Here is a 207-nt window from a genome sequence, read left to right on the forward strand (position 1 = left end):
ACTTCATCCAGTTCGGTCTGACCGTCGCCTTCTCCGTCTTCTTCTCGCTGATGGTTGCGCGACTGATCACCCCGATGATGGCCGCTTATCTGATGCGCGCCGAAGACGGCATGGAAGACCATCACGACAATGACAGCCTGCTGATGCGGGGATACACCCGTCTCATACGTGGCACGACTGGACGCTGGTACACGCGGTATGCGACGC

General features: G+C 58.9%; 1 protein-coding gene. It reads left to right on the forward strand.

Annotated features, from left to right (window positions below):
- Positions 1 to 207 (forward strand): efflux RND transporter permease subunit (locus tag AF337_RS14515; RefSeq protein WP_152971081.1); only part of this gene is annotated, 207 nt, incomplete at both ends.

The organism is Rhizobium ecuadorense (genome assembly GCF_001187535.1).
Classification (GTDB): domain Bacteria; phylum Pseudomonadota; class Alphaproteobacteria; order Rhizobiales; family Rhizobiaceae; genus Rhizobium; species Rhizobium ecuadorense.